The 24,937-nt window shown below is 35.1% G+C and carries 24 protein-coding genes and 1 pseudogene; 12 read left to right on the top strand and 13 right to left on the bottom strand.

The genetic code is table 11. The annotated features are described in order from the left end of the window. The first annotated feature begins 60 nt into the window (after positions 1-60). Positions 61-1,392 (top strand): alpha/beta hydrolase, encoded by a 1,332-nt coding sequence (locus TOL5_RS00740; RefSeq protein ID WP_004826023.1) that lies wholly within the window; start codon positions 61-63, stop codon positions 1,390-1,392. 53 nt (positions 1,393-1,445) lie between these two features. Here the strand turns inward: TOL5_RS00740 and TOL5_RS00735 are convergent, their stop codons facing one another. The 3 genes from TOL5_RS00735 to gshA all read right to left on the bottom strand — a co-directional run bounded on the left by TOL5_RS00735 (position 1,446) and on the right by gshA (position 4,464). Next, positions 1,446-1,961, bottom strand: coding sequence for a hypothetical protein (locus TOL5_RS00735; protein WP_227543983.1), 516 nt, complete (start codon positions 1,959-1,961; stop codon positions 1,446-1,448). Positions 1,962-2,362: 401 nt separating this feature from the next. After that, complete coding sequence (locus TOL5_RS00730) at positions 2,363-2,857, bottom strand: disulfide bond formation protein B (RefSeq protein ID WP_042087820.1); 495 nt, start codon at positions 2,855-2,857, stop codon at positions 2,363-2,365. Between the two features lie 29 nt (positions 2,858-2,886). Beyond that, complete coding sequence (gene gshA / locus TOL5_RS00725; protein ID WP_121774567.1) at positions 2,887-4,464, bottom strand: glutamate--cysteine ligase; 1,578 nt, start codon at positions 4,462-4,464, stop codon at positions 2,887-2,889. 211 nt (positions 4,465-4,675) lie between these two features. On the opposite strand from gshA, the gene TOL5_RS00720 reads away from it, so the two are divergent. Beyond that, positions 4,676-5,215: a DUF924 family protein gene (locus TOL5_RS00720; RefSeq protein ID WP_004826015.1), complete on the top strand. Its 540-nt coding sequence runs from the start codon at positions 4,676-4,678 to the stop codon at positions 5,213-5,215. Between the two features lie 38 nt (positions 5,216-5,253). On the opposite strand, the gene TOL5_RS00715 is transcribed toward TOL5_RS00720, so the two are convergent. Further along, positions 5,254-5,781, bottom strand: a complete 528-nt coding sequence (locus tag TOL5_RS00715) for a dihydrofolate reductase family protein (RefSeq protein ID WP_121774568.1) — start codon at positions 5,779-5,781, stop codon at positions 5,254-5,256. A gap of 214 nt (positions 5,782-5,995) precedes the next feature. Here TOL5_RS00715 and TOL5_RS00710 point away from each other — a divergent pair, with 214 nt between their 5' ends. Beyond that, complete coding sequence (locus tag TOL5_RS00710; protein WP_004826010.1) at positions 5,996-6,562, top strand: CC0125/CC1285 family lipoprotein; 567 nt, start codon at positions 5,996-5,998, stop codon at positions 6,560-6,562. Positions 6,563-6,591: 29 nt separating this feature from the next. Next, positions 6,592-7,911: a DUF445 domain-containing protein gene (locus tag TOL5_RS00705; RefSeq protein WP_121774569.1), complete on the top strand. Its 1,320-nt coding sequence runs from the start codon at positions 6,592-6,594 to the stop codon at positions 7,909-7,911. A gap of 139 nt (positions 7,912-8,050) precedes the next feature. Here TOL5_RS00705 and TOL5_RS00700 read toward each other — a convergent pair whose 3' ends face one another. Next, positions 8,051-8,809, bottom strand: coding sequence for an SIMPL domain-containing protein (locus tag TOL5_RS00700; RefSeq protein WP_121774570.1), 759 nt, complete (start codon positions 8,807-8,809; stop codon positions 8,051-8,053). A gap of 151 nt (positions 8,810-8,960) precedes the next feature. On the opposite strand from TOL5_RS00700, the gene TOL5_RS00695 reads away from it, so the two are divergent. After that, positions 8,961-9,398, top strand: a complete 438-nt coding sequence (locus TOL5_RS00695) for a GNAT family N-acetyltransferase (protein ID WP_121774571.1) — start codon at positions 8,961-8,963, stop codon at positions 9,396-9,398. 200 nt (positions 9,399-9,598) lie between these two features. Here TOL5_RS00695 and TOL5_RS00690 read toward each other — a convergent pair whose 3' ends face one another. Both TOL5_RS00690 and TOL5_RS00685 read right to left on the bottom strand, forming a co-directional pair. After that, complete coding sequence (locus TOL5_RS00690) at positions 9,599-10,036, bottom strand: hypothetical protein (RefSeq protein WP_100886170.1); 438 nt, start codon at positions 10,034-10,036, stop codon at positions 9,599-9,601. 179 nt (positions 10,037-10,215) lie between these two features. Next, positions 10,216-11,290, bottom strand: a pseudogene (locus tag TOL5_RS00685) (IS3-like element ISAbe6 family transposase). A gap of 486 nt (positions 11,291-11,776) precedes the next feature. Between TOL5_RS00685 and TOL5_RS00680 the strand changes: the two are divergent. The 3 genes from TOL5_RS00680 to TOL5_RS00670 all read left to right on the top strand — a co-directional run bounded on the left by TOL5_RS00680 (position 11,777) and on the right by TOL5_RS00670 (position 14,505). Continuing rightward, positions 11,777-12,757, top strand: a complete 981-nt coding sequence (locus TOL5_RS00680; RefSeq protein ID WP_100886171.1) for a DUF1852 domain-containing protein — start codon at positions 11,777-11,779, stop codon at positions 12,755-12,757. 23 nt (positions 12,758-12,780) lie between these two features. Beyond that, positions 12,781-13,809, top strand: coding sequence for a methionine synthase (locus tag TOL5_RS00675; RefSeq protein ID WP_121774572.1), 1,029 nt, complete (start codon positions 12,781-12,783; stop codon positions 13,807-13,809). A gap of 204 nt (positions 13,810-14,013) precedes the next feature. Continuing rightward, complete coding sequence (locus TOL5_RS00670) at positions 14,014-14,505, top strand: flavin reductase (protein WP_004825996.1); 492 nt, start codon at positions 14,014-14,016, stop codon at positions 14,503-14,505. A gap of 72 nt (positions 14,506-14,577) precedes the next feature. On the opposite strand, the gene TOL5_RS00665 is transcribed toward TOL5_RS00670, so the two are convergent. The 5 genes from TOL5_RS00665 to TOL5_RS00645 all read right to left on the bottom strand — a co-directional run bounded on the left by TOL5_RS00665 (position 14,578) and on the right by TOL5_RS00645 (position 18,245). Then, positions 14,578-15,213, bottom strand: coding sequence for a hypothetical protein (locus TOL5_RS00665; protein WP_121774573.1), 636 nt, complete (start codon positions 15,211-15,213; stop codon positions 14,578-14,580). An 18-nt stretch (positions 15,214-15,231) separates the two neighbouring features. Further along, positions 15,232-15,747, bottom strand: coding sequence for a hypothetical protein (locus TOL5_RS00660; RefSeq protein WP_199935002.1), 516 nt, complete (start codon positions 15,745-15,747; stop codon positions 15,232-15,234). Positions 15,748-15,860: 113 nt separating this feature from the next. Then, the gene (locus TOL5_RS00655; RefSeq protein WP_121774575.1) at positions 15,861-16,754 is read right to left on the bottom strand and encodes a hypothetical protein; all 894 of its coding nucleotides are present in this window, start codon (positions 16,752-16,754) and stop codon (positions 15,861-15,863) included. Next, positions 16,738-17,895: a DUF2515 family protein gene (locus tag TOL5_RS00650; protein ID WP_171428651.1), complete on the bottom strand. Its 1,158-nt coding sequence runs from the start codon at positions 17,893-17,895 to the stop codon at positions 16,738-16,740. Before TOL5_RS00650 ends, TOL5_RS00655 begins: the two co-directional genes overlap by 17 nt. A gap of 2 nt (positions 17,896-17,897) precedes the next feature. Next, positions 17,898-18,245, bottom strand: a complete 348-nt coding sequence (locus tag TOL5_RS00645; protein WP_046760654.1) for a hypothetical protein — start codon at positions 18,243-18,245, stop codon at positions 17,898-17,900. 88 nt (positions 18,246-18,333) lie between these two features. On the opposite strand from TOL5_RS00645, the gene TOL5_RS00640 reads away from it, so the two are divergent. From TOL5_RS00640 to TOL5_RS00625, 4 genes are all read left to right on the top strand, one after another. Next, positions 18,334-19,023: a hypothetical protein gene (locus tag TOL5_RS00640; RefSeq protein ID WP_121774577.1), complete on the top strand. Its 690-nt coding sequence runs from the start codon at positions 18,334-18,336 to the stop codon at positions 19,021-19,023. Positions 19,024-19,693: 670 nt separating this feature from the next. After that, positions 19,694-21,895 carry a calcium-binding protein gene (locus TOL5_RS00635; protein ID WP_199995560.1) on the top strand — a complete coding sequence of 734 codons (2,202 nt, stop codon included), beginning with the start codon at positions 19,694-19,696 and terminating at the stop codon, positions 21,893-21,895. A 406-nt stretch (positions 21,896-22,301) separates the two neighbouring features. Further along, the gene (locus TOL5_RS00630) at positions 22,302-22,547 is read left to right on the top strand and encodes a hypothetical protein (RefSeq protein ID WP_046760656.1); all 246 of its coding nucleotides are present in this window, start codon (positions 22,302-22,304) and stop codon (positions 22,545-22,547) included. A 333-nt stretch (positions 22,548-22,880) separates the two neighbouring features. Further along, positions 22,881-23,726 (top strand): hypothetical protein, encoded by an 846-nt coding sequence (locus TOL5_RS00625; protein ID WP_121775697.1) that lies wholly within the window; start codon positions 22,881-22,883, stop codon positions 23,724-23,726. A gap of 253 nt (positions 23,727-23,979) precedes the next feature. Here the strand turns inward: TOL5_RS00625 and TOL5_RS00620 are convergent, their stop codons facing one another. Further along, entirely contained in the window at positions 23,980-24,936 is a 957-nt protein-coding gene (locus TOL5_RS00620) for a hypothetical protein (RefSeq protein ID WP_121775698.1), read from the bottom strand. Position 24,937 lies beyond the last annotated feature (1 nt).

The following is a 24,937-nucleotide window of genomic DNA, read 5'->3' as shown; positions in this document are numbered from 1 at the left end:
CATGGATCTAGAGCAAAAATAAAGTCTTTGTTCCAGATCAATATGGATGAGGAAATAACAATGCCAAGTTTAACCCCTTTACACGAAACCTATTGTAAGTGGGATCGCTCGCCTCCGAGTCAGGCAGACGTATTAGAAGGCTTAGCACAGTTAGTGAGTACACCGCTTAGTGGTGTCGTTCAGGACTTCATCCAGTCGATTCAGCGTGAAATGTTACTGAGTATTTTTGGTTTAAGTAAGCAAAAAGCTAAACGTTTTCAGTCACGTCCAATCGTCGATAAATTCTATAAATTCGGTTATAACGCTTTACAAAATTATGGTAGTCACCTGTTGGCGCCTGTACTTCGTAAAACCATTGAACGTTTCCCAAATCTACATGATAAACCACTTAATGCGCATATGACTTTTTTAGTCAGTGCTTTAAATGGTGTGCTGGGCGATTACCTTTTGGCGACACATAATCCATTGGCACTTTCACCTGTACTTTATGATCATTACGGTGCATTACAACAAGGTGATCTGGCAGGTCGTGTAGTGATTTTCGCACACGGTTTGTGTATGACTTATCAGGATTGGAGCAACCGTGGCAATGGCGGTATTGGAGAAAAATTACTGGCACAACGTGATAACAACACCATGCTCTATTTTCACTACAATACTGGGCGCAGAATTTCAGCCAATGGACGCTCGTTAGCCAATCTGTTAGAAGACCTCATCAAACGTAATCCACGTATTACCAGTATTGATTTGATTGGACACAGTATGGGAGGTTTGGTTTGTCGTAGTGCCTTATTCTATGGCAAGCAGAATATGCACCAATGGTTTCATATGGTTGAAAACCTAGTATGTATTGGTTCTCCGCATCATGGCGCGGTGTTGGAACGCTTTGGTTTTGCAATCCAAGAAAAGATTGGACATTTCCCCATCGTCAAAATCATCAGCCATGTTGTGAATATTCGCAGTAATGGGATTTTGGACTTGCGCTATGGTAGTGTTCGTGATGATGATTGGGAACATAATAATGCGCGTATCGGTTTAATGGACGATAACCGTAAACCTGCACCACTGCCCTCACATATCAACACCTTTTTAATCGCAGGAACATTAGAGTTTGAGAATCGTAAAAATCGAACCTTAAAAGTGATTGGCGATTATTTGGTCAGTGTAAAGAGTGCTTTAGGCGAACACCCTAATCCACGCTTTCAATTAAAACTGCCAGAATCGCACAAAGCGGTGTTCTATGGTCTTAACCATTTTGATATTCAATATCACCCTTTGGTTTCAGAACAGATCGCCAAGTGGTTCTACCCACGCCATGATGAATTGGCGGAAGAACAAATCCGTAAATATTTGATTAAATTAGAAAGCATGCAGGGCATTGTAGAAACATAAAGGTAAAAAGCCTAGCCCTAAAAAAAGCTGATGTTTAATCAGCTTTTTTTAGATTATTTGATTTCGACTCGATAGGACTTGGTTTTCTTAGGATCACGCATTTCACCATATTCATCAAAATTTGATTTTTCTGTACATTGTGTATCAATGAATAATTTTTGATTTTTTGCAATCAAGCCTTGTGTTAACTCACAGGTCCAACCTTGATTATAAAATTTCTGATCAACTTTTTTACCGTTTAAGTCGAATTGTGTCACTTCAATCAAAGACTGTGCCAATGTTCTTGCTGGATGGCTCTGAGATACAGACAACACATAGTATCGACCATGATGTAATTGGCAGTCTTCAACATGACTCGAAAAATAATCAGGATTGGTCTTAAACACTTTAAAAGGTTGGGCGCCAAATTTGACATAAGAAACATCTGCTGGGATGGTGTCGTCAAATTCGGATTTAAAGTGACAGGATACATCTTGACTGGCAAGTGGTGGTGTCTTGGCTAAAACGGGTGTAGATACCCAAAGCGCAATTGTGCCTAGACAACTTAAATATATTTTAGACTTCATCATTTTAATAACTAATGTTACGCAGTAACTCTAAAATTAAATTTTGGAGTTAGAAGAATGTGGATACGCGGAAACGTCATCCGCAATTGCTTGAGGCAGAACTCCTTCTAATAAGTAAAGTTTCTGCGAAACTTTGAATATTTTGACGATAGTGAACGAGTTCTGCGGATGACAATGGTTTTGGGTACTTTTGCCAAAACAAAAGTACCTCGAGCCGAAGGCTATTCCATAAATTTAAACTTTGGATGTAAGACTCCGTCGTGTAAATTTAGCTTTTTCTTTTTCACCTACTTAATTTCAATCAAGTGCGTAACATCAGTTAATAAGACGATATTGACTGTGATTGTAATGAAATAAGATCATAAAAAAGAGCTGATCAATACCAACTCTTTTTTATCATGCTTTTAGTACTTTCTAAACAACTGCCATAAGCTAATCAGTGCCAAAACACTAAAGAACAATAATGACCATACAGGTAAAGACTGACCTAAAAAGGTCCAATCCACCATTGCACACTCACCAGAACCTTTTAAAACATTTTCAAAAACAGCTTTTAAAGGCAAAGTATCTACCCAGTAGTCCAAACCAGGACCACAACTTGGCACTTGATCCTTAGGTAAGTTTTGCAGCCACACATGGCGAGCAGCAACACCGACTGACCAAGAGATTGTCACTAAACCCAAGAAACTATAAATGCGTTTCAATACATTATTTTTAGGATGATGTAAAAATGCGATTAAAGAGATCAGTCCAAGACCGATCAACCCAATACGTTGAAAAACACAAAGTGGACATGGTTCAAGCCCTTGCACATGCTCTAAATAGAGTGCAAAAGACATCCCGACCACACTTGCTAAAAATAAAAGACCACTTACGAAGCGATAACTACGCCATTGCATGGAGCTTCCTCGTTAATATAATCAATGCCTTATCTAAATTTACTCAGATAATCTTCAAAACTTATACTTGTATCTTGTTCAAGTTGCTGTTGTTCTGCGAGAGAAGTTTGAGTAAGACCCTCAAAATACGCTAAAGTTTCAGGACTTAATACATGTTGTTCGTAACTTTCGATATGCTGATTTGCCATATAACTGCCAAAACTCCATGTCCCACCTTGCTCCATGGTATCGGCAATCACTTGTGCTGATAAAGTCTCATCAACATCATCAATCCGTGTTTGCATCACATTGAGCGCTTGACGATACAAATCGGTTGAATAGCTTTGATTCAGTAAAGTTGCAAGCGGTTGCATGGCATTGAGATGTTGTTGTAACCATTCTAACAATGGATATTCAGCACCTGCCTCAATAATTTTGGCATTCGACGCACGTCCACGATTGACCACCTCAGTTTGGTTTTGTTCAATCACATCTTGCTCTTCATCCCATAAATCTGGGCTATCTTGAAGTAAACAATATAAGGCAACCACTTCCAAGAAGCCTGCGGTATCTTCATTGATCCCGATTGCGCTGTACGGATTGACATCTACAGCACGTAATTCAACATAACCAATACCACGATCTGCTAATGCTTGAGATGGGGTTTCCCCTGCTCGTGGAACTTGCTTAGGTCGAACAAGACTATAGTATTCATTTTCAATCTGTAAGACATGATCATTGATTTGGATCGGCTCACCTTCGGCATTGTTTAGCCCCAAATGACTAAACTGCGCATAAGGTGAATTCACCGCTTTCTGCAATTCAGCCACATAACTGTCTAAATTGTTATAGTGAATGCCTAATTGTTTTTGAGCAGAATTCTGATAACCAAAACGCCCCATACGCAATGCAGTCGCATAAGGTAAGAACAAAGTGCCTTTGATTAATGGCAATAGCTGGTGCTCACGTCCGGTCATAAAACATTTACATACCGACGGGCTCGCGCCCACCAAATACATCACTAACGGCGTTAAACGAATAAAATTACGAATTAAACCCAAGTAACGATGGCTTCGATAGTCTTGTAAACTCAATGCTTTTAATGCATCGTCTTGTTCATGTTGTTGTAATTGTTCAAATAAAGCATCAGGAAACGAGACATTATAATGCACGCCTGAAATCGTCTGCATCCGGCGTCCGTAGCGAATACCCAAACCATGACGATACAGGGTTTTAAATTTACCAATATTGGATGTGCCGTATTGTGCCAAACGAATATTTTCTTCTTTTTCATCCAACATGCATGGCATAGACAATGTCCAAAGCTTTTCACCATTTTCTAAATGGCGATGTACCACAGCATGTATATCTGTTAAAAAATTTAGCGCTTCAGCAATACTTTCTTTTGGAGGCGTAATAAATTCCATCAACGCTTCCGAATAATCTGTTGTGATATGCGGATGCGTCAAAGCAGAACCTAAAGACAGCGGATGATCGGCTTGTGATAAAAAGCCATTATTTTGCATACGCAGGCTTTCCCGTTCAATGCCACGTAACATCCCTTTGAATAAGGTAGAATCCACCCAATCTGGCACGATAAATTGGGAAATCATTTCGGGTTGACTCATACTTACTCACTTATCTTAAAGAATTTTTTAAAATAAAATATTTGGATGCGCGCAGTATAACGTTATTTATCGATATACACGTATAACCATCGTTGTTTTAAATCAATTATTCACTTTATTTCGAAAAAAGTTTTTATCACAAAGTTCGACTACAAGACATCAAAAATTTGTGTTTGTATAGAAAAATCACCATTAAAGAATTGTAAACATTATGAATTATCAAGAAATTATCGATTTTTGGTTTAGTGCAGAAACGCAACCTTTTTGGTTCGCCAAAAGTGACGCATTTGATCAAACCTTAGATGAGCGCTTTGCACATACCTTAGATCAAGCCAAACAGTGTGAATTATGGACATGGCGGGCAACAGCCGAAGGTCGCCTTGCTGAAATTATTGTTCTAGATCAATTTTCTCGTAATTTATATCGAGATCAAGCCAATGCATTTGCTCAGGATGCTTTGGCACTCGCATTGGCACAAGAAGCGATTCAGCTTAAATTAGATCAAGCGTTAAAGCCTGAACAACGTTCATTCTTATATATGCCATTTATGCACAGTGAATCGAAAATCATTCATGCTCAAGCTTTACAGCTTTTTGAAACGTTGGGTAATCCAATCAATTTGGACTTCGAGAAAAAGCATAAACTAATTATTGACCGCTTTGGACGTTACCCACATCGTAATCAAATTTTGGGAAGAACCTCAACTGCTGAAGAAATTGAGTTTTTAAAACAACCGAATAGCAGTTTTTAATCGCTGTGGCTGATGTAAAATTCATATTGCATCAGCCACTAAAAAACATAGCTTTGCTTAATGATTTTATTTTCAATCATTTCCGCCTGTAATGACTTTAATTGGCGTTCAGTTGTATTAAAGCGAGGAAATAGAGGAATACCACTTCCCAATAAAACAGGCATAATAAAAACATCTAACTGATTGATAAGATTTTGTTCTATTAATGTATTTTGTAATTGAGTTCCTCCAACCACCCACACATTGCCAGAATAATTCTGCTGAAGATGATCAATTACAGTACTCACTCCATTTGTCCATACTGAAAGAGATGAATCACATAAGGTTAAATGGGGATTGGAACTTACAATAAACCCTTTTTGGTTAGGGTAAGGCCATTCTGTACCAAAAGAGCATATCACCTCATAAGTTTTACGCCCCATCAGAATAATATCAATCTCCTTGATGAAATCATCATATCCACAGTCAATACTTTGAAATGGTGTCAAAAGCTCCACGGATCCATCAAGCGTTGCAATATATCCATCTGCACTAGCGGCAATATAACCTCTCATTTGAATCGTCATTTAATTCTCTACACATAATTTATGTTTAATATTCAACTTTTGATAGGCGCATAAGGCAATTTCAGAATTGAGCTAATTTCAAATTACAATCTTCTTCTCTATGGAGATTTAACAAAAATCTTCTTGAAATTCATTGTCAGTCCATCAACTTAGAACACTATAGCATATAGAAATTTATTCACTTCCATCCCACAAAATGGACAAGGAGCAACAGATGAAAAAAACACTGATTGGTCTGACAATTGTAGCTGTACTCACCATTACGGGTTGTGCCACTACACCAAGCAAACCACGCACCTTTGACCAACTTGGACAATACACCACAGTTCCACTCAATGATCATAGCTATCGCATTAGTTTTCAAGGCAATAGTAATATGAGTTTTGGAACTGCTGAAGAAATTAATCTCGTCAAAGCTGCTCAAACCACCCTATTAAATGGTTTTACATACTTTAAAGTTCTAGATGATCCGAGCAATCGAAGTCAGCAACCTCCTCGTAAAGCTGTGGTCTATCCATCCACAAACTACTATCCATATGGTTGGGGGTATCGTCGCCACCCAATGTTCTGGAATGACCCATTTTACGATATGCCACAAGTTGTCAATATTGATCCCGTACAGATTTCCTATACGATTGAATGTTATAAAGATAAGAAATCATCACCCAACGATGCTTTTGACGCTCGTCTGATTTTGCAATCTTTAGGACCTAAATATGGGGTTAGTCCGACAGGACAGGTACTACAACCACAACCTGATACGGTAACATCAAAGCAATAAAGATAAAGACACTTGTTTTAGGAAAATGAATGAGCGGAATTGAACACAGTGAAATCGCCAACAGTATTCCCAGCCTAGATCGAAGCAAACGCTTTGCCACGATTGCATTGATTGTGGCAGTCGTGGCGTGGATTGCTTTAATCATTTGTGCCAAGTTGCTCCCTGAATATGCATGGTTTATTCATATCCTCATGTTAGGTGCTGAAGCTGGAGTTGTTGGTGGTCTAGCCGACTGGTATGCAATTACGGTCTTGTTCCGCAATCCCTTTGGGAAAATCCCTATTCCTAAGTTTTTAAAAGATCACACTGAAATTATTCCACGTAATAAGGCACGTATTGCGGAATCGATGGGTAAATTTGTTCAGGAAAACTTCCTTTCTCCCCAAATCGTTGAACGGAGTTTAAAAAATACTGACCTGAGTTTAGCCGTAGGTCAATGGTTGGCACATCCAAAAAATAACGGTCAAGTGGTGGATGTGATTCAACAAACAGTACCGAAAATTTTTGAATTTGTTGGTCAAGATCAAATTGGACGTTTTATCCAAAATAACAGCGTGCAATGGGTTCGCAATACCCGTATGAACCAACTTGCCAGTGAAATGCTTCGTGCAGTTTTAGACAATGATTTCCATCAAGATGTGTTACAACGTGGACTCGACATTGCCCATGAATGGATGATGACCCATCCTGAAAGAACACGTGAACTCACTCAAACTCTGTTTAAAGAGCTGGGCGTTTCACGCCTTGCCAAAGGTGCAAGCTGGATCGGGATTGATGTTGAGCAACGCACCATTGATTCAATTATTGAAAAAGTTGAGTCGATGCTGGCAGATGAAGAGCATCCAATCCGCCAAAAAATAGAACAAGCAGCACATCAACTGATGGTGCAATTGGCAGATAATAATAGCAATGCCAGCATACGTTTAAACGAAACCAAAAATGCCCTTTTAGACAGTGAACCTGTTTTAAATTTTATTACTGGCGCAGTAGTCATTTTATGTGATGCGATTAAATCTGACCTGCTTAAAGCAGACTCAGGTATTGCGATGAACCTTCGTGTTGCAATTCAACAAGTGGGAGAAAACCTCGTACAAAACCACTCGGTTCGTGACCTGCTCAACGACCGAATCAGCGGTATTGCTGTTAATCTAAGCGATCAATATAGTGAAAAAGTGATTACGTTTATTAGTCAACGAATTCATGAATGGGACTCTACAGAGATGATTGCCAAAATTGAAAATGAAGTCGGTGGCGACTTACACATGATACGCGTGAATGGTGTAGTCGTAGGTGCATTTATTGGTTTGAGTTTAGGTGTTATTCGCGCTGTCATTGATTTTGCGATCTAACGATGACAATGCATACGATGAAATCCATTCAATCACACGTATAAAATGAATTAAAAATGGGAGCTGAGCTCCCATTCTTTTTACTTAAACATTGATGATGTTAAGACATAATTTGCTCAAATTGAGCTTTAAGGGTTGGTTAATCAATTGAATAATTAATCGTGACGACGACACGAGCAATTTTATTGATGGTATTTTTGTCATATGCACCGCCATAGTCACTGTCATCGTCTGAGCCACTTTCAGGCAAGATATAAAACGCACCTTGGCTTGCAGAACGCATTGCACCCACTTTCACACCACCCACTTTTGCAAATTCATTGGCACGGCTATGAGCATTCTTTGTGGCATTGGCAATCAATGACATCTTGATTTCTTCTAGATTCGAAACCAAATACTGTGGTTTTTGTTCAATTGAAATACCTTTTTCATCCAGTAGGTATGCATCTTTTGCAGCTTTTTCAATTTTTTGAATATCGCGGGTATTGATCACCAACGACTGCATCGCAACATAACCTCTAAATTCACGAATTGTTTTTCCATCACCCTGATCTACATCTTGATAATAGGGTTGCGAGCTTTTATTGCCTAATTTCATTTCTGTGGCTTTAAAACCATGTTCAACAAAGAACGATTGTAAGGTCTTTATTTCTTGATCAAGTAATTGATAGGACGCTGTCACACTGTCCGTCGCACGACTGGTTTGAAGGTTGATTTCCCAACGTGCAGAATCTGCTTGGATAGGTTTTTCTGCCAAACCTTTCACAATAATTGAATTTTTTTCACCACCAAATTGCTTAAAAGCATATCCCAATACACTTGCCGAAATAATAAAACCTAAACTCAGAATCAGTGCAAAAACCCATAAGGTTTTATATGTAATTGATTTATTTTTCATTATTCTAATTTCATCAAAATTATCATATAGATTTTATAATAATAAATGAGCACTAAGTCAACCATATATGATACTGAATAAGATACTAAATAAATCGTCTTCTTGTATCCTAGCTAAAATAAATGCTTATTTAAATTCGGAGAGAAAATTAGTGAGTTTAATTAATATAAGAAAAGCCGATATTGAAGATTTTAATATTTTATCCGAAATCTGGCTTGAAGCATCATTAATCGCTCACCATTTTATTCCAGAAGCATATTGGAAAGCGCATAAGCTCAAAATGCAGCATGTTTATCTTCCTATGTCCGAAGTTTATCTTGCAGAACATAACCAACAAATCTGTGGATTTATTGCTTTACTAGACACCCAAATAGCCGCAATTTTTGTCTCACCGCAACATCAGGAAAAAGGTATAGGTACAGGGCTGATCCAATACGCTCAAGCCATACGGACTGAACTAAAATTAAATGTCTATCAAGAAAATCCAAAAAGTGTGCAATTTTATAAAACTTTAGGTTTTGAAATTTTAGAAGAAGGTATCGATTTAGAAACCAATTCAAAAGAATTTTTAATGCATTGGATAAAATAATTTAATTGTATTGATTTATACATGAATCTGACGTTTATTCTAAAAATCAGATTCAGCTTGGATTAAAGAATCTTAAACATCAATGGCTGTATATAATTAACACCTTCATCATCAATATAAGCAATAACAAATAAATTATGACTATATTTTTCTTTAAGGTAATGGATTGGATAGATTAAATTCTTTATTCAAATCATCAACTATTTACATACACCTTCTCGTTTATATTCATGAATTAATGTTGTATTGGATGGCATTTTCGCTTCAACAATTAAATGATTTGCTGAAACACGCTGTACTCGATAATTGACTTTAAATCCACTGAAAGCACCTGAACATTGTAAAGCCATACGCCCCTCATTCGGCTGATCACTGGTAATTTGAGTTTTACATTCTTGAGGAATGCTTTCTCGCATCTCATCCGTTTGTTGTTTGATGAAATCTTTAATCTTGATACAACCACGTTCAGAATGGTCTGCTGCTGTAGACTTATGTGGTCGCATGGTTGATTTCCAGCTCCAAATTCCATCTTGAAGATTTTGTGCAGCTTTGAGCTGATAGATTGGAAAATCCGCAGCTACAGCAAGATTACCTAAGATAAAAATGAAACAGCCCATCAATAGCTTAACGAGATGCATGAAGCAACCCTCCTTTTATAAGTATATGTTTTCTATTTCAGTTCTCATTTTACAGAGACAAAATGTCATTATTATTGACTTAGATCCTGAGCATCAATGGTCTTAAATTATTATCCCCTAATCAACCGGTAATACTCCCATTTTTAATTGATTTTATAAGTAGAAAGGCAAAGTCCTTATCATTGTTTAAATTTAGGTGGTTTACCATCAACTGACATATGTGGGCGTTCATGATTATAAAAGTGTTGCCATATCGTTGTATAGTCTTCAACTTCTTCAAGCTCTCGAAATAAATATTGATTCAAACATTCATATCTAACCGTCCTGTTGAAGCGTTCAACATAAGCATTCTGTTGTGGATGACCTGGTTGAGTAAATACATGCTCAATTCCATGTTGAGTACACCATGCTTCCATCAAATCACTCACATACTCGGGTCCATTATCACTACGGATACGTTTTGGCTTACCTCGCCATGCAATTAATTGGTCTAATCCCCTCAGCACTCGTTGAGCTGGCAAAGAAAAATCAATCAATATATCCAGTGACTCACGGTTATAATCATCAATAATATTGTGAATTCGGTAACTGCGACCATCACTCAGTTGGTCATGCATAAAGTCCATTGACCACGACTCATTTGGTGTTGATGGTACTGTAAGCGGTTTAGGCTTTATTCGCTGAATGCGTTTGTTTGGTTTAATTCGTAGGTTAAGCTCAAGCTCCTTATAAATTCGATAAACACGTTTGTGGTTCCATGAGTAGCCTTTGACATTACGTAGGTACAAGAAGCAAAGCTGAAAGCCCAAGTCTTATTCTCATTGGTAAGCTTCAGTAGCCAGTCTGCAATCATCTTATTTTGCTCATCTAATTGAGCTTTATAACGATAACAGGTTTGACTAAGTTGAAAGATGAAGCAAGCTTTACTCACTGAAATCTTAAATTGTTCAACGGCTCGCTGAGCAAGAGATTTACGTTGTGCAGGCTTTATAACTTCTTTGACAGTGCATCCTGAAGAATATCTGCTTTAAGGCGTTCGTCAGCATACATACGTTTCAGACGAGCATTTTCAGCTTCTAATTCTTTAAGTCGTGTCATCATTGAAATATCCATACCTCCATATTTCGCTTTCCATTTATAAAATGTAGCGGAACTCATTCCATGTTCACGGCATAAGTTAGGCACGGGTGTTCCTGATTCAGCTTGTTTTAAAATGCTTATGATTAAGCTGTCTGAATATTTAGATGTTTTCATAAAAAATCTCCTTTACAGGATTATTCGATTTTCTACTTTTGAGTTCAATTATTTTGAGGGGGGATTACCAACCGTTCAATCACTCAGCAAAGAAAGCTCTCAAATATCATTGTATACATATTCAGTCACCCAGTTCAGTATATGACTCATTTGTAATGATTCCATTGTTTTAAGCTGTGAAATATTCAGATGTGATAAGACTATTTGATCACGCAAGTCTTTCTTAATTGAATAAAATTACCAATCGTGAATTTCATTCAACTTTTTATGAATTAATATCATTTTTATTCATGTCTGGTTTGGGGTATAAATTACACCATGCTCCTCGCTACAGACCGTATCAGCATTGATTTTCAATTTTTCATGCAGTTCAGATAAGAAAATATTGAAAAACTATGGATGAATAAGTTTCAACAATACTTTGAGGCAGTCGACAAGAGCATGAAATAAATTCAGGTTTTTATCTCAGAAATTAGGGTTATCACAATGAGTAAAGAGTTTACATTTACGATTAAGCGCATTAGTTTCGATGAAAACTATCATCCAGCTGACAGTACGCGCATTACAACCAACTTTGCAAATTTGGCAAGAGGTGAGAGTCGTCAAGACAACTTGCGCAATACTCTGAAGATGATCAACAATCGTTTCAATGCTTTGGCACATTGGGATAACCCGAAAGCAGACCGTTACGCTGTCGAACTTGAAATTATTTCAGTGGATATTGATATTGAGGGCAATGGTGAAACTTTCCCAACAATAGAAATTTTGAAAACCAATATTGTGGATCACAAAAACAATCAACGTATTGAAGGTATTGTTGGAAATAATTTTTCTTCTTATGTTCGAGACTATGATTTTAGTGTACTTCTGTTAGAACATAATAAAGATAAAACTGAATTTAGCCTTCCAGACAACTATGGTGAGCTTCACGGTAACATTTTTAATTCATTCGTTCATTCGAATACTTATAAAGATAATTTTAGTAAAGCACCAGTAATTTGTTTGAGTGTTTCTAGCAGCAAAACCTATCACCAAACTGCAAATCAACATCCTGTTTTAGGCGTTGAATATCAACAAGATGAATACTCTCTAACAGATGAGTATTTTGCAAAAATGGGTTTGCAGGTTCGCTATTTTATGCCGCCGAATAGTGTTGCGCCATTAGCATTCTATTTCCGTGGTGATTTACTCAGTGATTACACCAACCTTGAGTTGATCAGTACCATCAGCACCATGGAAACTTTCCAAAAAATTTATCGCCCAGAAATTTACAATGCGAACTCTGTTGCTGGAAAGACTTATCAACCAAGCTTAAAGCATCAGGATTATTCACTGACCCGTATTGTGTATGACCGAGAAGAGCGCAGCCAGTTGGCCATTAAGCAAGGCAAATTTACTGAAGAACAATTCATCAAGCCGTACAAAAGCATCCTTGAGCAGTGGTCTTCAAACTACGTTGCTGTATAACCTAGATAGACAAGATATCGATTATGAAAATTTTATTACCGACTTCAACTGCTGGTAGCTTACCAAAACCGTCTTGGCTTGCAGAACCTGAAAAACTTTGGTCACCTTGGAAATTACAAGATGAGCAATTAATTGAAGGTAAACAAGATGCTTTGCGTTTGTCATTGCAAGAGCAACAACACGCGGGTATTGATATCGTCAGTGATGGTGAACAAACTCGTCAGCATTTCGTAACGACTTTTATTGAACACCTTAATGGTGTCGATTTTGAGAAACGTGAAACTGTTCGTATCCGTAATCGTTATGATGCGAGTGTCCCTACAGTCGTAGGTGAAGTGTCTCGTCAAAAACCAGTTTTCGTTGAAGATGCGAAATTTTTACGTCAACAAACCTCGCAACCGATTAAATGGGCGTTGCCTGGTCCAATGACCATGATTGATACGCTTTATGATGCGCATTATAAAAGCCGTGAAAAACTGGCTTGGGAATTTGCCAAGATTCTTAATGAAGAAGCGAAAGAGTTAGAAGCCGCAGGTGTAGATATTATTCAGTTTGATGAGCCTGCATTTAATGTATTCTTCGATGAAGTTAACGACTGGGGTGTTGCAACTTTAGAGCGAGCGCTTGAAGGACTTAAATGTGAAACAGCGGTGCACATTTGCTATGGTTATGGTATCAAAGCCAATACCGATTGGAAAAAGACGTTGGGTTCAGAATGGCGCCAATATGAAGAGGCATTCCCTAAACTTCAACAGTCTAAAATCGATATTGTCTCTTTAGAATGTCAAAACTCTCGTGTACCCATGGATTTGATTGAATTGATCCGTGGTAAAAAAGTGATGGTGGGTGCGATTGATGTTGCGACCAACAACATAGAAACGCCAGAAGAAGTTGCCAATACACTGCGTAAAGCACTGCAGTTTGTCGATGCGGATAAGCTTTATCCTTCAACCAACTGTGGAATGGCACCACTCTCTCGTCAAGTCGCACGAGGTAAACTGAATGCCCTAAGTGCAGGTACAGAAATTGTGCGTAAAGAGCTTTCTCGCTAGTTTTCATTCGTAGTATTCGGTATAAAGGGGAACCATTTCAGTTTGTTTGGATATATATTTCTACGCAAACTGATAACCCCCATTTTTAATCCTGTGTAATTATCCGCCCTACGCATATCTGATCCAGTTAAAATGGTCGACAAGACGCAATAGCAAGGTATCGCTAAATCTAAAAGTGGTACGGTTCAATTTAGGAATGATGTAATGATTGAAGCAAAAAACTATAGAGATGCAATGTCTTTGCTCACCAGTGCGGTCAGTGTGATTACAACAACGGGCTTGTCGGGTCGTTACGGATTCACTGCATCAGCTGTATGTAGCGTGACTGATACACCACCGACCTTACTGGTATGTATGAATAAGGCATCTAGTTCACACGCACATTTTATTGAAAATAAAATTTTAACTGTCAATGTACTCAGCGCACATCATCAGCATATTTCTAAAGCTTTTTCGTCTAAGTTAAGCCCAGAAGAAAGGTTTAAACATGGTGTTTGGACCGAGTTAGAAACCGGCGCACCTGTTTTAAAAGATGCTTTGGTGAATTTCGATTGTGAAATTGAGCAAATGCAAGAAGTTGGCACGCATACGATCCTGATTTGTCGTATTGTTGCGATTCAACAGAGCCAACATGATCAAAGCTTGGTTTATTTTAATCGTGCTTATCATCATGTGGGACAGACTGAAATTGCTTAGTGTGTTTGCTGATTTGTAGTGTGATATTAAAATGATTAAAGACTTCTGTGTTATATAAATGCAGTTAAGATGTCAATTTTCAAATTTTTTCAAACTATGTACTTCTATTAATTTCTTCTTTTCATTCATAGATATATTTTTTAATTTTAAAATATCTTTATTTAATAGCTTGTCTGTTTCTAACAACTCTTCAAATGTCATAGATTCTAGAGTCGCAATTGTCTCAGGCTCTAATTGTGTAAGTTCAAACTTTGCTTTGTTCGGATCATAGTAAGTAAATTTTTTTACTCCAGAGTTTTCAAAGTTTTTGTAATACAAAATACCATCGCTAAATAACTCTTTATTTTTATAAACTTTAAAACTTAAATGATCTTTTGCAAAAACATAGTCATTTTCGACATTTACGTCTTTAAAAATATTTTCTGTATGCTGAATTTTATTAAATTCAGGTGTAAATATATAAAACTCATAATAAAAAATATTTGAATTTAGTGAAGAATTTTTTACCAATTTCCCTTGGTTAATAATGGTTTCTTTCTTAACCAAACCATACCACCTTGAATTTAAATAGTTTTTATACGTATATAAATTTATATTTAAGTTTTCTGAACTTGCTTGATCTTCCACGTTAAAATTTAAGCGAGTAGATTCTTTGATATCTTCTGAACATCCTAATAAGAATATGACTATCAAAATTAATATTTTCATACAACTTAAATACCTTTCTTAATTTAAATCATCCAAAATTTTTAAAAATTTTGTATCAACTTGATCAAAATCTTGTTTATTTTTAAATGAATTTTGATGAATAGCTTCGGGGCTTAAAACAGTTTCACTTGAAGATAAATACACTAGGTTATCAAAGATATTAATAAAAATTCTTATATCAGTTTCATTACTTCCCATTACCAAACTATTGGTATATTTCATTTTTGCATACTGATTTTTATATTTTGCGTAGATATAATAATCACTAAAAGTATTTATATCTTCTTTTTTATAATTTTGCATTCTTCCTTCTTTAAATAAAACAGTATAATTGTTAGTTTTTCCTATATATTTTTTTAACTCATATCCATCTAAGAGATATCCATACGGATTCACCAAAACTTTTAAATCTTTATTATCTATGGATTTATCAAAGATAACATCTACTTTTATTTCATAATTCTGCGAAGATATGTTTGAGCATGAATTTGTTATAACTACTATGATAAGAACGATAAGAATTTTAAAAAACATGATTAAATCCTTATTCGTTTAGGGGTTTATTATACTAGACCTACAAACGATTCTGACCAATACATTAATATAAAGATCACATAAATAAAACTTTTTAACACGAATAAAATCAACTATTTAACATACAACCAAACATCAGGATCGATATAACTCTCATCTATATGATAACCTTTGGAAATTGCTTTCCTTTCTTCTTGCTCTCTATAACGCTTATCTTTAATTAAACTTTGTTTGAATGCATTCTCTAATTCTTGAGGTGTCATCTTATCAGTATCAGACATTAGATTTCTTTCATTGTAACGAACTGTTTGAAAGCTATAGCGTACAATGTATTGCTCTTTACCATCTTTATTTTTTTTCGTTCGATTTAAACTAATATCTAAGTAAATACCATTTGCATATAAACGATACCCTAAAGAACTAGCAGGGATACTATTAATTATTTTTGTCCATTCTTCAAAATTAAAAATATAAGTTGGATCAATAATATTACGACCTTCAGCCAAATACGGAATATTATCTTGTTTTGCTATTCTAGCTTCATCTCTTAAAAAATATACTTTCCATTCGGCTTGATTTAAGCGTTTCATTAACTCAACATAGCCTTGATATGCTTGTTCAGGGCTTACTAATTCTTCCTTGTTTAAACCAGCATCAATATCAAATATTTGAATTCCATCAGTTGTATTCCATTGTGTCCCTAGTACGGAAAAAACATGGTCAATGACTAGGCTATTTGCTCCATTTTCTATTTTAATTTGACCTAGACTAGGAGGAGAAAAATCTAATTCTCTAAAGCTCGCGCCTGCTGGTTGATGATCTACCTGTCCATCATTATATTTCGAAAAATCTTGAACACCTTGTTGACCAAAATGTAAAATATAAGTCTTTTGATTCATTGCGTTATTCTCGATGTCTTTTGCCTTTGGTTGGCATGCCGTGAGTAAGTACCCACATATAAAAATAATAATTATGGAATAAGTAGAATGTTTAAATTTTCCCATCATTACTGTCTCTTCTAATGATAAAGTCGGCTTTACTATCCCCCCATCCTGCAATAATTCCCAGTTCATTTTCTAAAAAAGAACGTCCTTTATCATCCAGCATTAAACGATGATATTTCCTTGCCGCGGTTTTAATCCAATCCATACGACTATCATAATTTGCAACTTTAGTTGTTGCTGAGGGCTCGCTATATACAGTTTCAGACAATTTATCGAGCACACCAGCGTGCCGTCCTTGATAAGTTTTTTCAATACTTTGCTTATTATACGCACTAGGCAAAATAGTCTGAGATTTCCTAATAGGTTTAACTGCATTCACAGAATAATCACTTGATAGTACTAAGGTACTATCAGGTAAGTTTGTATAGCGTTGTAAAGTCGCTTGTGCTTCAACCTTCCAGTCTTTCCATACCAACTCTTGTAAAATATTACGCTGCTCCTGTACCGCAATCGCGAGAAGATGATCAAATAAAATCGTAGAAGCTTTATTAAAATTTTCTTTCCTCGTTTTTCCGTTTCTTTTAAAAACATCATCAATATTTAAAAGTAGTGAAAAAGCAGTTCTTATTTCATCGGTACACTTTAAATTCTGAATAATAGACAAACAATTTGACCAAGGAATATTTAGAACCTCTTCTTTGATATGAGTAAACTTCGCCACATCTCTCTTTTCTTTACAATCATCAAATGATTTTGAAGACATACTCCATGCAAAATGCCAAGGCGCAATATCCATGAACAACCACAAATTGCCTTTTGCAAATGAATGCACTGGATCACGAATAAGACCTATAGGAACCCATTTATAGCCCCATGTTGTCAAGCCATGTTTAAATACAGCGGCAACAGTTTTTGAAGCGAACGCGCCAAGCCCCATCCAATAGTACCGACCAATCAATTGTTTATTTCCATGATTTTCTTGTTCTAAATATATCTTGGCATAAACAGAAGCTATACGCCTTGCCCTTGCCTCATAACCTGGCTCTATTTTATATGAATTTCTTTTGCCATTTTGTAAATTAGAAACACGTTTCATTGCTTCTTGTTGGTGTATTTCCCAGAACGTTAAGCAATCACACTGTAGTGTCTTACAACTATTTTCTTCTGTATTTGTATTTCCTTCCCACCCAAGGCTTCCCATTATATTTAGCCCTCTTCATCTTCTTTTTCTAAAGAAATCCAATTTAAATCTACGTCCAAACTCTGCTCAGATGTTGTGTTTACACGTTTGGAAAAACCTTTACGATCGGTTATTGATGTAAAATTTTGATCATTACTCGAAACTTTATATTCAACATTAGACATCTCTTCACCAGAAGGTGTAAGTATTTTAAACTTTTCGTTATATACCTCATGTGCAGGTAAGCCTTGAATATTTACCCCAACCTCAGCCCCACTCTTAAAAACATGCTGTCCAGCTTTTACTTCAAACTTTGCTGGAGTAATGATTGTGACGCCATTTTTATTGATAATAATTTGTGAACCACCTGCCATAAACCCACCATTTATTAAGTTTTTATAAAATAGTTTATAATTTTAGTTTAATATAAAAAATCAATAATTCAAAATTTAGGGTAAAAGTATGACTTTTATCGTCGCAATACAATTAAATGACAGTGTGGTCATTGCTGCTGATAATAAAAAAGTTATTTTGAAAGAATCTATGGAAAATCAATTGAATGTAGAAATGTCTTCAAAAATTTATTCGTGGGATAACGGTATCATTACAGGTACAGGCGAAGCTCATGTTGTTCATAGGTCTGTAGAGCTATTTAAAAAATTAGCTCAATCCGATATTCATAAACTTCCTCAATGCCTTAAAACATCAAGACAGATGAGAGAGTTAGAAATTGGTACAAATTATTACCAAGTGGAAAATACGAAATTATTATGTTCAAGTTATAGTAATAATGGCGCTCAACTTTATAAAGTCGAACGATTTGACCCATTACAACCATACAAATTAGTTGCCGTTGAACCACTAGATATATCTGTTTGGCTGTTTCACCCTAATATTGAAAACATATCAACTGACTTACAGGATCTCTATAGAGATCTCAAAGATTACTCAGCTTTTAACAATGAAATGGAGTGGATCAATCATTATATCAATCGAATAGCAGTGATTTATCAGAAACAAAGCCTGTGTGATCCACTCATGAGTCAAAGCTTTGATATTTTCTTTCAAAGTAAGGAGAAATATTTCTTTGGCCATGTGCCCAATACTCAAGATGAGCCTTTAGAAGTAAAAAGACTGGTCACTAAGCCATAAGTATTGACGTTATACAGTTCGATGTTTTGATATTGTATATTTGAAAATATTTAGTAACAAAAGAATTTATGAATTTTTAGAAATTCTAAGAATTCAAATAAAAAATCAACTAATAATCCGATTCAATTTACTAAATACTATAAAGAAATTTTTTAACAATCAATTGATATATAAAATAAAATTTAAAAAATTTCATGTGAAACATATTATACCAATTCTATAAAAAATCTTTTTATCCGTAATAGATTGTAGATTTTGTATTGAAAAATTTTTACTATAATAAGATGATATTAAACAACTGAAAAATAACTTCTGAATTTTATCACCAAGCTTTTTTTTCAAATAGCATCCAATTTTTTAGATGTTTTTTTTAAATAAAACTCCAAATTAATAAATAACTTATGAACTTCTTTAACTATTTTAATGCTTCAACCTTAAAGATATATTATTTTAAAATACATTTATGTCTATTATTTTTAAAATAAAATATTAGTTCAATAACTATGTTATATATCATATAAAAAATTAAAATTCTTACGATTTATAATTTTTCATCTATATAAATTTATATCCAAATTGTCTTACAGAAATAAAACACCTTTTTGAGATGTATGTGACTATCGTGCTGCTTTATTTTTTTGTTTATTTAAAATTAATAAAAGGTAATCACATGAAATTATTTAATACATATCAATACTTACCAAATTTCAAATTTAGTTCAGTATTTACTATCCCACTTCAACTAGTAGCCAATGGGTTAGTCACTGCTGCAAATACCATTAATACTATTCTTGATATTACATCTCCAATTGGTTTAGCAGGAAATAAAATTTTCGGTGCTCCATTTGAAATTGCTCATGTAGTGGGTGATAAAGTTATTGATTCAATTTCTAATGTTGTATCAAATATTGGTGTTTCTTTAGGTGCAACAGTAAAACCTACTGATACACATTTCAAAAATGAATGGATAGATAAAGAGCTTACAACTAAAGGTTTGTTAAATGTTCCTAGCGAAGTAATTGGTAATGCCTTAATTGGTGGAACTAATCTTGCGAATGATTTGTTGAATACAGTCGCTCCATTAGGTCTTGCTGGTAATAATATATTTGGTAAAGGTTTCGAAAGCATACATAAGGCTGGTGATGCTTTTATTAATCAAATTTCAAATATTATTGTTAATACTGGAAAAGCTATTGGAGGAACTTTACCTGCTCAAAAGAACCATTATGAAAATGAATGGGGAAATCAAAGCCAAGCTGAACATGTACTAATATACGAAAAAAATGGACAAACAAGTTATCAAGTAAGCTCCAATGTTTTAAACAAAGTGGCTGAACTCTATCAGCAATTTGAGCAAGCTCCTTCGCAATATGTTAATAATTTATGGCGCCCAATTTATTCATTAATTGCTAATGACCTAAAAGGCAAAGAAGGCATCGATCCAGGTACTCTCAATTGGTTCCATGTGGCTGAGGCTGTTGCAACAGCAGATCCGACAAATATTCTTTACCAATATGTACGATTAGGCACTGAAAAAGCTTTAGGGGATAAAGGGATTTATTTTGCGGATGGTGAATTTTATAAAGCATCGAATATTTTAGTTAAAACGCTTGCTGATAATTTACTGTATGGCGTGAATGATACAGATGGCAATCTTATAATTCCTGCTGGTTATGTTCCAAGTGCAGCAGGAACATTTGGTCTTGTACATATGGATGCAACTCAAGCACTTCAAAATTTAGGTGGCACACTTTCAGATTGGGCTGGGATTACACCTTTTGGTCTTTTAGATCACATCTTAGGTGTTGATACTTCAGAACTAAATGGTGGAGATAGTCGTCCCATATCATGGTATTTAGAATTATTAGGTGATGTGGTTAAGGAAACGCTAAAAAGTGGAGCAAGTTTAATTGATGTAATCAGTCAATTCACAAAAGAAGGTCTGAATTATATTGATTTATTAATACAAGGAGAAGTATTTCAAAACGGTTTTTCTTCTAAAGATCAATTGGTCAATACACTTACTCAAATTGCTTATGCATATGTGGGTGATTTAGCTGGACCAGTTGCTGTAGTGACTAATTTCCTTAATCCTAATACCAATGTGATTTCTACATTATCTCCTTTCGGTGCAACATTAACTGGAAAAAATGGTAATGATGTCATAAATGGTGGAATAGGCAATGATAAGTTATACGGTGGTAAAGGAGATGACTTATTATTTGGTGGTTGGGGTAATGACATTCTAGATGGGGGATCAGGAGTTAATGTTTTGGTTGGGGGTAAGGGGAATGATACCTATTATGTTCAATCAAACTCTGATTTTGTTTTAGAACATAATAATGAAGGTATTGATACTGTCATTAGTTCAGCTAAGCATTTTTTTCTAACAAAAAATGTGGAAAATCTTACATTAGCAGGCAATACAGACATTTCTGGCTCAGGTAACGAATTGAATAACATAATTAAAGGAAATACTGGAAGCAATCATCTTTATGGATTTGGAGGAGATGATACTCTAGAAGCTACTGGAGGCTTATTTAATGTTCTAAATGGTGGAACAGGCAATGATAAATTGATTGGTAGTGCAGGTAACGAAACCTACGAATTTGAAAGAGGTTTTGGTAAGGATATTATTCAGGAGACTGGAGGTAACGATACTATTAAATTCGGTAAAGATATTAATATAGATGATTTAATTGTTTCGTATATTGGCTCAAATCAAGTGATTTCAGTAAAAGGATCTACAGATCAAATTACGATTAAAGATGCTGCTAAGGGTAGTCAGTATCAGGTTGAATCTATTCAATTTAGTAGTGGTGATCGTTTAGATTTACAAACTTTAGAGTATCAACAACACTATTACTTCTAATTTATCCTAAAGTAAATTTATCAACTTCTTGTTGGTTGATATTGACTCAATTTGAAAATAATTTTTCGTGTATTCAGAATCTTCAAGCAAGGTCGTAGATACTAAACTGCCCTGTAAATCTTATTATTTTGGATACACGCTTAAGTCTTGTTTCAAATAAAAAATGGAAGTTTTAAGCTTCCATTTTTTCGACTTGAGTAGCCACTAATTTTGTAAACACCGTTAATTTAGACTTTGGACAGTCACCTCCCCGCCACAAACCACAACAGTCTATTTTGCTGTTAAAAATCACCTGCTACACTCATACCTATAAACCTCATTAAAACATTCTGGTCATGATCGAAATCCACTCCAAACTTCCTGCTCAAGGTGTCACCATTTTCAGTATCATAACCGCAATGGCACAATGACTGACTTACAACATCTTAATAGAGACTTCAAAGACTACTCAGCTTTTAGTAATGAAGCGGATTGGATCAATCATTACATCAATCGATTAGCAGTGATTTATCAGAAACAAAGCCAGTGTGATTCATTTATGAGCCAAAGCTTTGATGTTTTCTTTCAAAGTAAAGAGAAATATTTCTTTGGACATGTGCCTAATACTCAGGACAAGCCTTTAGAAGTAAAAAGACTGGTCACTAAGTTATAAGTATGGGCGTTATAAAGTTCAATGTTTTGACATCGTATGCTGAAAATATTGAGTAATATAAAAGATTTAAATACTTTTAAACATTGTAACAATTTGACTAATAAAGTGCAGAACATGAAGAATCACTAAAAAGCCGTTCCAGTGCGCTGAACTCTAGAACGGCTTTGACTAAGATATTGATGCTTATAGAGAAATTTAAAGCATTTCGTATAAGGTGTATTATGTTAATTTTAGAGAAACTTAATTTTTATTACCTATATTTTTTTATATGAAGATATTCATATTGTAAATTGTATATAATTGATAAATATAAAATTAAAGATTAGGTATGAAATGAATTTATTATATGATTATCGTGAATTATTAGACTTATGCGAATCCGCTAAATTGGGTACTGTTAAAAAACAAATTTCTAGTGCATATGAAAATACTTTAGCAAAAAAGTGGACGCCTGAATTAAATTCAGAATGGTCTTGCCGACATTATCTATCAACAAAAATGATCTTAAATGCTACAGCTCTTTTAAAAGCTCTAGAATTTTCTACCGAAAAAAACATGCGTTTAGCAAACTCATATTTTGAATATTATGCGGTTTTATCTCTTGCCCGAGCTATAGTTTATACTTTACCAACGGAATGTTGGAATGATGGTAAAATTATTACCATTTCACATACTCAAGCTATTAACCTAGCTTTTGGTTGGTTAGGACGATTTAACTTTCAGGTAGCAGAAGACTTCAAACAAAAAACATTAAAATTGAAGGCTCAACGGGAATTAATATCTTATCGTATTCCATCAAGTGGTGATTCAAACTTATCAAACACTCTCGATCTTGAACAGATATTAACAATCCTTGCAGAAGTAGCCCAATTTAACTCCGAGCTATTACGTCAAGCCTTAGACACATATGCCCCTAAAGAAAGCCTTGTTATTCTTGATGATTCTCATGCAACCCAAATAGCCCACATAGCTATCGATGGTTTTTCTTTTTTTGACAACGAAGATGCATATCGGTTGTCCTATTTAATGCGAAAAATGCCAAGCCCTCAACCATTACATTTCACTATGACTGAAGGTATGACTGAAGACTTTTTTGGTGCATGGGATTCTAATTCTGAAGATGATCAGTTTTCTATGGGTAATCCTTCTGAATGGCAAACCATTTTTGATATTCCATAAGTTAACGTAAAACTGATTTTTTGAAATAAATAATAAAAGCCAAGAAATAATTATTTTTTATTTCTTGGCTTAAATCCCAAAATTACAAATTAAGAGCAGCATTCGCTAATGCCTTTCCTTCTTTTTCTGCTTTAAAGACATTTAAGGTAAGGGCTATCAAACTTGTATGAATGAGATTCTTCGGGTGCAATGCTGAAAGAATTAAAGAATCATCGATAAAAAGGGAGTTATTAGCTTCCCTTTTTAGCAATTATTAATCATTACTAAAATGATAAAATCCATGTTCTTCAGCATAATAATTCATTGCATCGAAATCATTAGGATCAACTAATTCATAATATTCTTGTGGGGTATAATCTGTTCTATGAGTAAAACTATCACCAAGACCTATTGCTGTTAATATCCCATAACCACTAATTTTTAATCCGCATGCAGTACATTCAAAATCAGTTGGAAGAACAGTTCTCTTTGTTACAATACTATCCTCCTCATTAATTACTCTTTCTGCTCCAAACGCTTTTCCTGTCACTGTCGCCATTGATTTACAGGCTGGACAGGTCACTCGATGATGGCCTTGTGAACTCAGCTTATTACTATTGTCCTCAGCAGCTTTAGCCAAATCATCTTTTTCACTTTGTAACTTAGCATCGAAAACCGTCTGATAAGATGTAATTAATTGTCTTACTTGTTTAAGAATAGCATCATCTTTTTTGTTAAGTATCTCTGCTGCAAATAAAGCCTCATCATTTCCTAATAAGCTTTCTAATGATTCAGATTGGGCTTCAGCTAAAATCTTGCAACATCTATAAAAACTATGAGCCCATTGAAAAGATTTTTGTGTCGCAAATACTGCTGATCCTGTATGTAGCTCTTCATTTCTCATATTTGCAAATGACGTAGAAAATTTAAAATCCTCATCTAAAAAATTAGGGATTAATATTTTACAAAGTGATAAAACTTGTACTGTTCCGATTGATTTTGCAGAATGCCCTGGCAAGCTACTTAGCCCAAGTATATTTAGTAAATGCTTATGATCCCTATCTGGCTCCGCTAGTAAAACAGGATTTATATTTGCAATAGCTGATCTTGCTAATATCTCTAAAGATAAAGCACACCATAATCCAAATTGAGGACTATCTTTATCAACAGCAGAAGCATATTCCATATAAAGTACAGCTTTTGGCCATAAATCAGCTTTTTCCCAACTCATT

The sequence above is a fragment of the Acinetobacter sp. Tol 5 genome (genome assembly GCF_019702905.1).
Taxonomy (GTDB): domain Bacteria; phylum Pseudomonadota; class Gammaproteobacteria; order Pseudomonadales; family Moraxellaceae; genus Acinetobacter; species Acinetobacter bereziniae.
This window is presented reverse-complemented; position numbering and strand designations above follow the sequence as displayed.

What these genes read in the sequence shown, in the direction of transcription:
- TOL5_RS00660 (WP_199935002.1), bottom strand. Translation starts at nt 15,747, where the DNA reads ATGTTTTTTAAAATTCTTATCGTTCTTATCATAGTAGTTATAACAAAT.
- TOL5_RS00700 (WP_121774570.1), bottom strand. Translation starts at nt 8,809, where the DNA reads ATGAAAAATAAATCAATTACATATAAAACCTTATGGGTTTTTGCACTG.
- TOL5_RS00730 (WP_042087820.1), bottom strand. Translation starts at nt 2,857, where the DNA reads ATGCAATGGCGTAGTTATCGCTTCGTAAGTGGTCTTTTATTTTTAGCA.
- TOL5_RS00735 (WP_227543983.1), bottom strand. Translation starts at nt 1,961, where the DNA reads ATGATGAAGTCTAAAATATATTTAAGTTGTCTAGGCACAATTGCGCTT.
- TOL5_RS00655 (WP_121774575.1), bottom strand. Translation starts at nt 16,754, where the DNA reads ATGATGGGAAAATTTAAACATTCTACTTATTCCATAATTATTATTTTT.
- TOL5_RS00690 (WP_100886170.1), bottom strand. Translation starts at nt 10,036, where the DNA reads ATGCATCTCGTTAAGCTATTGATGGGCTGTTTCATTTTTATCTTAGGT.
- TOL5_RS00630 (WP_046760656.1), top strand. Translation starts at nt 22,302, where the DNA reads ATGACTGACTTACAACATCTTAATAGAGACTTCAAAGACTACTCAGCT.
- TOL5_RS00710 (WP_004826010.1), top strand. Translation starts at nt 5,996, where the DNA reads ATGAAAAAAACACTGATTGGTCTGACAATTGTAGCTGTACTCACCATT.
- TOL5_RS00620 (WP_121775698.1), bottom strand. Translation starts at nt 24,936, where the DNA reads ATGAGTTGGGAAAAAGCTGATTTATGGCCAAAAGCTGTACTTTATATG.
- TOL5_RS00740 (WP_004826023.1), top strand. Translation starts at nt 61, where the DNA reads ATGCCAAGTTTAACCCCTTTACACGAAACCTATTGTAAGTGGGATCGC.
- TOL5_RS00665 (WP_121774573.1), bottom strand. Translation starts at nt 15,213, where the DNA reads ATGAAAATATTAATTTTGATAGTCATATTCTTATTAGGATGTTCAGAA.
- TOL5_RS00675 (WP_121774572.1), top strand. Translation starts at nt 12,781, where the DNA reads ATGAAAATTTTATTACCGACTTCAACTGCTGGTAGCTTACCAAAACCG.
- TOL5_RS00635 (WP_199995560.1), top strand. Translation starts at nt 19,694, where the DNA reads ATGAAATTATTTAATACATATCAATACTTACCAAATTTCAAATTTAGT.
- TOL5_RS00715 (WP_121774568.1), bottom strand. Translation starts at nt 5,781, where the DNA reads ATGACGATTCAAATGAGAGGTTATATTGCCGCTAGTGCAGATGGATAT.
- TOL5_RS00670 (WP_004825996.1), top strand. Translation starts at nt 14,014, where the DNA reads ATGATTGAAGCAAAAAACTATAGAGATGCAATGTCTTTGCTCACCAGT.
- TOL5_RS00680 (WP_100886171.1), top strand. Translation starts at nt 11,777, where the DNA reads ATGAGTAAAGAGTTTACATTTACGATTAAGCGCATTAGTTTCGATGAA.
- TOL5_RS00645 (WP_046760654.1), bottom strand. Translation starts at nt 18,245, where the DNA reads ATGGCAGGTGGTTCACAAATTATTATCAATAAAAATGGCGTCACAATC.
- TOL5_RS00640 (WP_121774577.1), top strand. Translation starts at nt 18,334, where the DNA reads ATGACTTTTATCGTCGCAATACAATTAAATGACAGTGTGGTCATTGCT.
- gshA (WP_121774567.1), bottom strand. Translation starts at nt 4,464, where the DNA reads ATGAGTCAACCCGAAATGATTTCCCAATTTATCGTGCCAGATTGGGTG.
- TOL5_RS00625 (WP_121775697.1), top strand. Translation starts at nt 22,881, where the DNA reads ATGAATTTATTATATGATTATCGTGAATTATTAGACTTATGCGAATCC.
- TOL5_RS00705 (WP_121774569.1), top strand. Translation starts at nt 6,592, where the DNA reads ATGAGCGGAATTGAACACAGTGAAATCGCCAACAGTATTCCCAGCCTA.
- TOL5_RS00720 (WP_004826015.1), top strand. Translation starts at nt 4,676, where the DNA reads ATGAATTATCAAGAAATTATCGATTTTTGGTTTAGTGCAGAAACGCAA.